Origin of the sequence: Kitasatospora sp. NPDC057198, from assembly GCF_042670125.1 — a bacterium.
Taxonomy (GTDB): Bacteria; Actinomycetota; Actinomycetes; order Streptomycetales; family Streptomycetaceae; genus Kitasatospora.
Map to the genome: position 1 here is coordinate 1 of NZ_JBHUWH010000480.1, position 5768 is coordinate 5768.

Below are 5768 nucleotides of genomic sequence, written 5' to 3' on the forward strand. Positions count from 1 at the left end.
GGGCCGTCCCCGGGGGGCCCGGCCGGTGTGACCGGGCCCACCCCGGCTCTATGCTGCTGCCGTGACGACTCCCGGCGCGGCCCCGACCCGATCACCGGAGCGACCGTTGGAACGGCTGCTGGAACGGCGCGGGCTCGACCCGGGCGGCTCCGCGCTCGGGGCGGCCCCGGATCCGGAGGCGCTGCGGGAGCTGGCCCCGGCGCTGGGGCTGCACGCCGCGGACCTGTTCGTCCTGGCCGGGCTGCCCGTCCCGGAGGACCTGGCGCCGCTGGACCCGGGAGCCTCGCGCTGGGCGTCGGGGATCGTGCAGGCCGGGGCCGACCTGTCGGCCGCGGGCCGGCGCGAACTGCTGGACGCGGTACGGGCGCTGCCGCAGCGGGAGCGGACCGTCCCGTTCGGGCCGGGGCCGGACGAGCCCCGCTCGGACGGTCCGGGCGGGCGGGTGGCCCGCCTGTTCCGGCAGCGGAACCTGGGTCTGTCGGGCCTGGCCGAGGTCCTCGGCGTGGTGACGCCGAGCTACCTGGCGATGAGCACCCACCGCCGGTTCGGCGACGACCGGCTGGGGCCGGCGCCCCGCCTGCTCGCAGACTACGCGGCGCTGGCCGGGATCGACGTCCGCGACCTGTCCGCGCTGACGGGCCTGCCCCGGCCCGAACCGCCGCCGCCCGTCGCCCCGTTGACCGCAGACTCGGCGGCGCTGCTGTGGGAGCTGCGCCGCCTGTCCGCCGGGCAGGCCCACGAGGTCGCGCGGTCGCTGTCCGTCCACGGCGCCTGACGGGCCCGAGCGGAGCCTCAGCGCAGCCCGGTGGCCGGTGACTGGGTCAGGACGCAGGTGAGGCCGACGCCCCAGTCGGCGCCGTCGTCGCAGCGCAGCTCCGGGTCGCGGAAGGCGTCCAGCAGTTCGTCCGGCGGGATCACGGCGAACTCGCCGGCGTCCGGGTCGGCGATGTGGCGGACTTCGATCAGGCCCGCGCGGACGAAGCGGAGCAGGGGTGCGGTCTCGGCCGCCACGTGGGTCCGGAGCGCCTCGCCGGCCAGGTCGGTGGGGAGGGCGGCGAAGATGCCGTACGGGCCGGTCAGCCAGCTGCCGGGCTCCTGGGCGCAGATCCAGACGGCCTTCTCCGGCTCGGTGAACCCCGCCCGGGGCGGGTGGGCCGGGCGGCCCTCCGGGTAGGCCACGGCCTCCCAGCGGGCCAGGCCCCCGGGGGTGGCCCGGACGGTGAGCATCGGCCCGCCGAAGCGCCACACCGCCGGGTCGGCGACGGCCCGTTCCAGCTCCGGGCCGGACAGCACGGGGGCGGCGTCGGTCATCGTCCGGTCGGTGCGCACCGTCAGCCACCCGGCGCCGACCAGCCGGAGCGTCGCCGCCGCCAACTCCGGTACCAGGGCGAGCTGTTCGGGCACGCTCGCGCCGCGCCGGGCCGGGATGCCGGGCGAACCCGTCCAGCGCAGCACCGAGTTGAGGTGCTGCGGGGTGTTCGCCAACTGGAGGCCGATCACCGCGCGGCGCACCAGCACCTGTTCGGCGAGGGTCAGTTCGGCCCACTCCCCGGCGGGCCCGCTCTCCGCCGCACCGCTACCGGCCGCAGCGCTCCCCGCACCGTTCCCCATGGGCACCGATCCTGGCACACGCCACCGCTCCGGGCGGCGGCCCCGGGGATGTCGGTGGGCACCGGCATGATGCCCCGCCATGGACACCGACGAGTTCTGGACACTGATCGAACAGGCCCGCGGGCCGCAGGCGGACCCGGCGGCCCACCAGGACCCGGAGGACGGCGAGGCCGTCGCCGCGCGGGCGGTGGCCCTGCTGGCGGCCCGCCCGGTGGCGGAGATCCTCGCCGCGGAGCGGGTCCTGGACCGCCTGCTGGCCGACTCCTACCTGGCCCCGCTGTGGGGCGCGGCGTACCTGCTCAACGGCGGGTGCTCGGACGACGGGTTCGACTACTTCCGGGGCTGGTTGGTCCTCCGGGGCCGGGCGGTCTTCGAACGGGCGCTCGCCGACCCGGACGCGCTGGCCGACCTGCCCGCGGTCCGCGCCGCCGTCGCGGCCGGGGCCGACCTGGACGGCGAGGAGGCCCTCTCCCTGGCCTGGGACGCCCACCTCGCGGCCACCGGCGCCGAACCGCCGGCGTCCCGGCGCGCGGTCCCGCTGCCGGAGCTCGACCCGGAGTGGAACTTCGACTTCGACGACCACGAGGAGCTGTCCCGCCGCCTGCCCCGGCTGGCCCGGCTGTGCGCCGAACGGGACGGGTGACCGGTCGCGGCGGGGATCCGGAATCCCGCCCGGCCCGGCCCGGGGCCGCAGTAAGCTCGTGGACGCACCGATTTCCCCACCTGTCACGGGAGTTCACCATGCCCACTGCCGTCCCGGCCCCCTCCGACCGCACCCCGCAGGACGTCCTGGCGCACTACCGCCGGGCGATGCTCGACCTGGACGCGGACGCCCTCGCCGAGCTCTACGCGCCGGACGCCGTGCACGAGTTCCCGTTCCGCTTCCCGGGCTTCCCGGAGCGCTACGAGGGCCGGGAGGCGGTGCGCTCCGGCTACAAGGCGGCGTGGGGGGCCAGCCCGGCCCGGCCGGCCGAGATCGAGGAGCGCGCGCTGCACGCGTCGACCGACCCGGAGGTGCTGGTGGTCGAGCAGGTGGTGCGGGGCGAGATCGCGGGCCGGGGCGCCTTCGCGGTGCCGGGCCTGCTGGTGCTGCGGGTCCGGGACGGCCTGATCGTGCACGTCCGCGACTACATGGACGGCCTGGCCGTCTCCGGTCCCCGCAACGGCTGAGACCGGGGGTTCAGCCGCGGGCCGCCGCGGGGGTGCGCAGCGCGGGCAGGGCGCGGTCGAAGGCGGTGAGCAGCAGGAACAGCACGGCCGCGCCCAGCATGACCCAGGCGAGTTGGTGCATCCCGGCGGTGCCCGCGTGCGGCCCGTAGGCGGCGGCCGTCGCGGCGGAGGCCACCATCGAGCCGAGGTAGGCGAAGGTGCGCAGCAGTCCGGCGGAGGAGCCGGTGCGGGCCGGGTCGGACTGCAGGAAGACGGAGTTCTGCAGGGCGAGCCCGTTGGCGCCCTGCGGGACGCCGAACACCACGGCCAGCGCCGCCAGTGCCCACAGCGGGCTGTGCGCGCCGAGGGCGAGCATCAGCGCGCAGGCGGCGACCTGGCCGAGGCCGCCGACCAGCAGGGTGGCCCGGATGCTGCCGCGCCGCCCGGCCAGCAGCGAGACGCCGATGCCGACCAGGAAGGTCGGCGCCTGCACCAGCCCGGCCTGCAGCGGCGTCAGTCCGAAGCCCTCCTCGGTCCACTGGGCGAAGCCGTACAGGAAGGCGTAGGAGACGACGTACGCGGCCAGCGCGCGGGCGTAGGTGAGCAGCAGTGGGGTGTTGCCGCCGAGCACCTTGACGTCGATGAACGGCTGTTCGGCGCGGCGTTCGCGGACGGTGAAGGCGACGGCGGCGGCCAGGGTGAGCGGCGGCAGGTACCAGCGGTCGGCGTGCGGGTGCATCAGGAACAGCAGCAGCGAGAGCAGCAGGACGGCGAACAGGGCCATGCCGGGCAGGTCGATCCGCCGCAGCGCGCCGGGGCCGTCGGATGAGCGTTCCTGCGGTGGCGGCTTGGGCAGGCGCAGCGCGCCGAGGGTGACGGCGAGCACCGACAGCGGGATGTTCAGCGCGAAGGTGCTGCGCCAGCCGCCGGCGCCGGTGAGCAGTCCGCCGAGCAGCGGGCCGATCACGGCGACGGTCTGGTTGGCGACGGCGAGCAGGGTGAGCACGCCGGCGGGGCTGTCCTGCCCGGTGCGCCGGGACTCGGCGCGCAGCAGGGCCATCGCGGCGGGGTAGCCGGCGCAGGTGCCGAAGCCGAGGACGACCCGGGCGGCGATCAGCGTGCCGAGGTTCGGCGCGAGGGTGCCGACGACGCCGGCGACGCCGACCAGGGCGGTGCTGGCGAGGAAGAGCCGGCGCGGCCCGAACAGGTCGATCAGCCGCCCCACCACGGGCTGTCCGAGCGCGGTGGCCAGGTACAGCGCGGAGACCAGCCAGGCGGTCTGCGCGGGCGAGGCGCCGAGTGCGGCGCCGATCGGGACGAGTGCGACGGCGATGACGGTGGAGTTGACCGGGTTGAGGACGGAGCCGAGCACCATCGGGGGGACGAGTCGGCGGTCGAGCGCCGGTGCCCGGTCCAGCTGCTCGCCGGGGGCGGTCGCGGTCGTACGGTCGGTCATGGTGCTTCTGCCGCTCGGTGGTCGTGGTGGGTGGTCCCCCGCCCGGGGCGGGGGCGGGCCGTCACTCCTGGACGATCCGTTCGAGGACGGCCATCGCGGCGATGACGGTCTGCCGCTCCTCCTCGGTGCACTTCGCCTGGAGTTCGGCGGCCAGCCACTCGCCGCGGGCCCGGCGGCCCTCCTCGCCGCGGCGCCGGCCCTCGGGGGTGAGCCCGATCAGGACGCGGCGCCCGTCCTCCGGGTCCCGGCTGCGTTCGACCAGGCCCTGCGCGGCCAGGACGGCGATGGTGGTGGCCATCGACTGGTGGCGCATCCCCTCGGCGACGGCGAGGTCGCTGGTGGTCAGGCCGGTCTCGCTGTCCAGCAGCCGCCCCACGGTGGACGCCTGGGTGAGGGTGAAGTCCCCCGTCCCGGCGGCGGCCCGGAGCCGTCGGCGCAGCTTGCCGATCACCGAGCGCACCTGCTGCGAGGCGCGCAGGGCGGACGGCGCGGGGTCGGAGTCGTCGCTCATGCTGCCCAGCCTAGGTTTCCGGCCGCCGGATGTACAGTTTCCCTGTAGATCTCCGCGATTCTCCGGAGCCGCGCGTTTGGCGCCGCGGCGCACCCGCTGCTACCTTTCCGGAGGCCGTGCGAGAGACCTTGGAGGTGGTACCCGTGAACGCAGTATCGACATGGGTGCTCCCCGCTGGGGCCACGGTCGGACGGTAGTGATCCGTCCGGGAGCGCCGTTCCTGAGCACTCCCGAGAGGCACTACCGCCATGACTGTGCACTTCACTTCCGCTTCGCACCTCGACGCCGGCGTCCTGGAACGCGATTTCACCCTCGACGACGTCCCCGGTGTCCTGTGGACGCCCGCCTGCGCCGACCCGTCCGCGCCCGTGCCGCTGATCCTGCTCGGCATGCCGCCGCTGGGCCTGGCCCGGATGCGCCCCCGTCTGGCCGACCGGGCCCGCCGGGCCGCCGCGGACGGCTTCGCCTCGGCCACCATCGAACTCCCCGGCAGCGGCGAGCGGCCGCGCGTCCCCGCCCTCGAGCGGGGCCGTGCCGAGTTGCGCCGGGCGATGGCGGCGGGCGAGCCGGTGGGCCCGGAGATCATCGACGCCCTGGTCCTCCCGCTGGTCGACCTGGCCGTCCCGGAGTGGCGGGCCACCCTGGACGCCCTGCTGGAGGTGCCGGGCGTCGGCGGCCCGGTCGGCTACTCGGGCGGGGTGATCTCGATCGGTGTCCGCCTCGCCGCGGTCGAACCGCGGATCGCGGCCGCCGGCCTGTTCGCCGGCAGCCTGCTCCCCCGCGCCACCTTCGAGGAGGCCCGCCGGGTGACCGTCCCGCTGCACGTCCTGCTGCAGTGGGACGACGAGGGCAACGACCGGCAGGCGTCGCTCGACCTGTTCGACGCCTTCGGCTCGGCGGAGAAGTCGCTGAGCGCCAACATGGGCGGCCACACCGGCGTCCCGGAGTACGCGGGCGAGGCCGCGGCCGGATTCTTCGCCCGCCACCTGAAGAACGCCGGGAAGTAGCACCGCCCTTCCGGCGGTCCGGGGGCCGTCGGGT

The 5768-nt window shown here is 76.1% G+C and carries 7 protein-coding genes; 4 read left to right on the forward strand and 3 right to left on the reverse strand.

Annotated features, from left to right (window positions below; genetic code table 11):
* The first annotated feature begins 106 nt into the window (after positions 1 to 106).
* Complete coding sequence (locus tag ACFUEL_RS33590; RefSeq protein WP_380241016.1) at positions 107 to 775, forward strand: hypothetical protein; 669 nt, start codon at positions 107 to 109, stop codon at positions 773 to 775.
* Between the two features lie 17 nt (positions 776 to 792).
* Here ACFUEL_RS33590 and ACFUEL_RS33595 read toward each other — a convergent pair whose 3' ends face one another.
* The gene (locus ACFUEL_RS33595) at positions 793 to 1611 is read right to left on the reverse strand and encodes a hypothetical protein (protein ID WP_380241017.1); all 819 of its coding nucleotides are present in this window, start codon (positions 1609 to 1611) and stop codon (positions 793 to 795) included.
* A 79-nt stretch (positions 1612 to 1690) separates the two neighbouring features.
* On the opposite strand from ACFUEL_RS33595, the gene ACFUEL_RS33600 reads away from it, so the two are divergent.
* Positions 1691 to 2254 (forward strand): DUF4240 domain-containing protein, encoded by a 564-nt coding sequence (locus tag ACFUEL_RS33600; RefSeq protein WP_380241019.1) that lies wholly within the window; start codon positions 1691 to 1693, stop codon positions 2252 to 2254.
* 98 nt (positions 2255 to 2352) lie between these two features.
* Positions 2353 to 2781 carry a nuclear transport factor 2 family protein gene (locus ACFUEL_RS33605; protein WP_380241021.1) on the forward strand — a complete coding sequence of 143 codons (429 nt, stop codon included), beginning with the start codon at positions 2353 to 2355 and terminating at the stop codon, positions 2779 to 2781.
* Between the two features lie 10 nt (positions 2782 to 2791).
* Here the strand turns inward: ACFUEL_RS33605 and ACFUEL_RS33610 are convergent, their stop codons facing one another.
* Both ACFUEL_RS33610 and ACFUEL_RS33615 read right to left on the reverse strand, forming a co-directional pair.
* Positions 2792 to 4216, reverse strand: a complete 1425-nt coding sequence (locus ACFUEL_RS33610; protein ID WP_380241023.1) for an MFS transporter — start codon at positions 4214 to 4216, stop codon at positions 2792 to 2794.
* A gap of 61 nt (positions 4217 to 4277) precedes the next feature.
* The gene (locus ACFUEL_RS33615; RefSeq protein ID WP_380241025.1) at positions 4278 to 4727 is read right to left on the reverse strand and encodes a MarR family winged helix-turn-helix transcriptional regulator; all 450 of its coding nucleotides are present in this window, start codon (positions 4725 to 4727) and stop codon (positions 4278 to 4280) included.
* 254 nt (positions 4728 to 4981) lie between these two features.
* Between ACFUEL_RS33615 and ACFUEL_RS33620 the strand changes: the two genes are divergently transcribed.
* The gene (locus ACFUEL_RS33620) at positions 4982 to 5734 is read left to right on the forward strand and encodes an alpha/beta hydrolase (protein WP_380241026.1); all 753 of its coding nucleotides are present in this window, start codon (positions 4982 to 4984) and stop codon (positions 5732 to 5734) included.
* Positions 5735 to 5768: the final 34 nt, after the last annotated feature.

Coding starts and splice junctions, on each gene's coding strand:
- ACFUEL_RS33595 (WP_380241017.1), bottom strand. CDS start 1,611: ATGGGGAACGGTGCGGGGAGCGCTGCGGCCGGTAGCGGTGCGGCGGAG.
- ACFUEL_RS33600 (WP_380241019.1), top strand. CDS start 1,691: ATGGACACCGACGAGTTCTGGACACTGATCGAACAGGCCCGCGGGCCG.
- ACFUEL_RS33605 (WP_380241021.1), top strand. CDS start 2,353: ATGCCCACTGCCGTCCCGGCCCCCTCCGACCGCACCCCGCAGGACGTC.
- ACFUEL_RS33610 (WP_380241023.1), bottom strand. CDS start 4,216: ATGACCGACCGTACGACCGCGACCGCCCCCGGCGAGCAGCTGGACCGG.
- ACFUEL_RS33615 (WP_380241025.1), bottom strand. CDS start 4,727: ATGAGCGACGACTCCGACCCCGCGCCGTCCGCCCTGCGCGCCTCGCAG.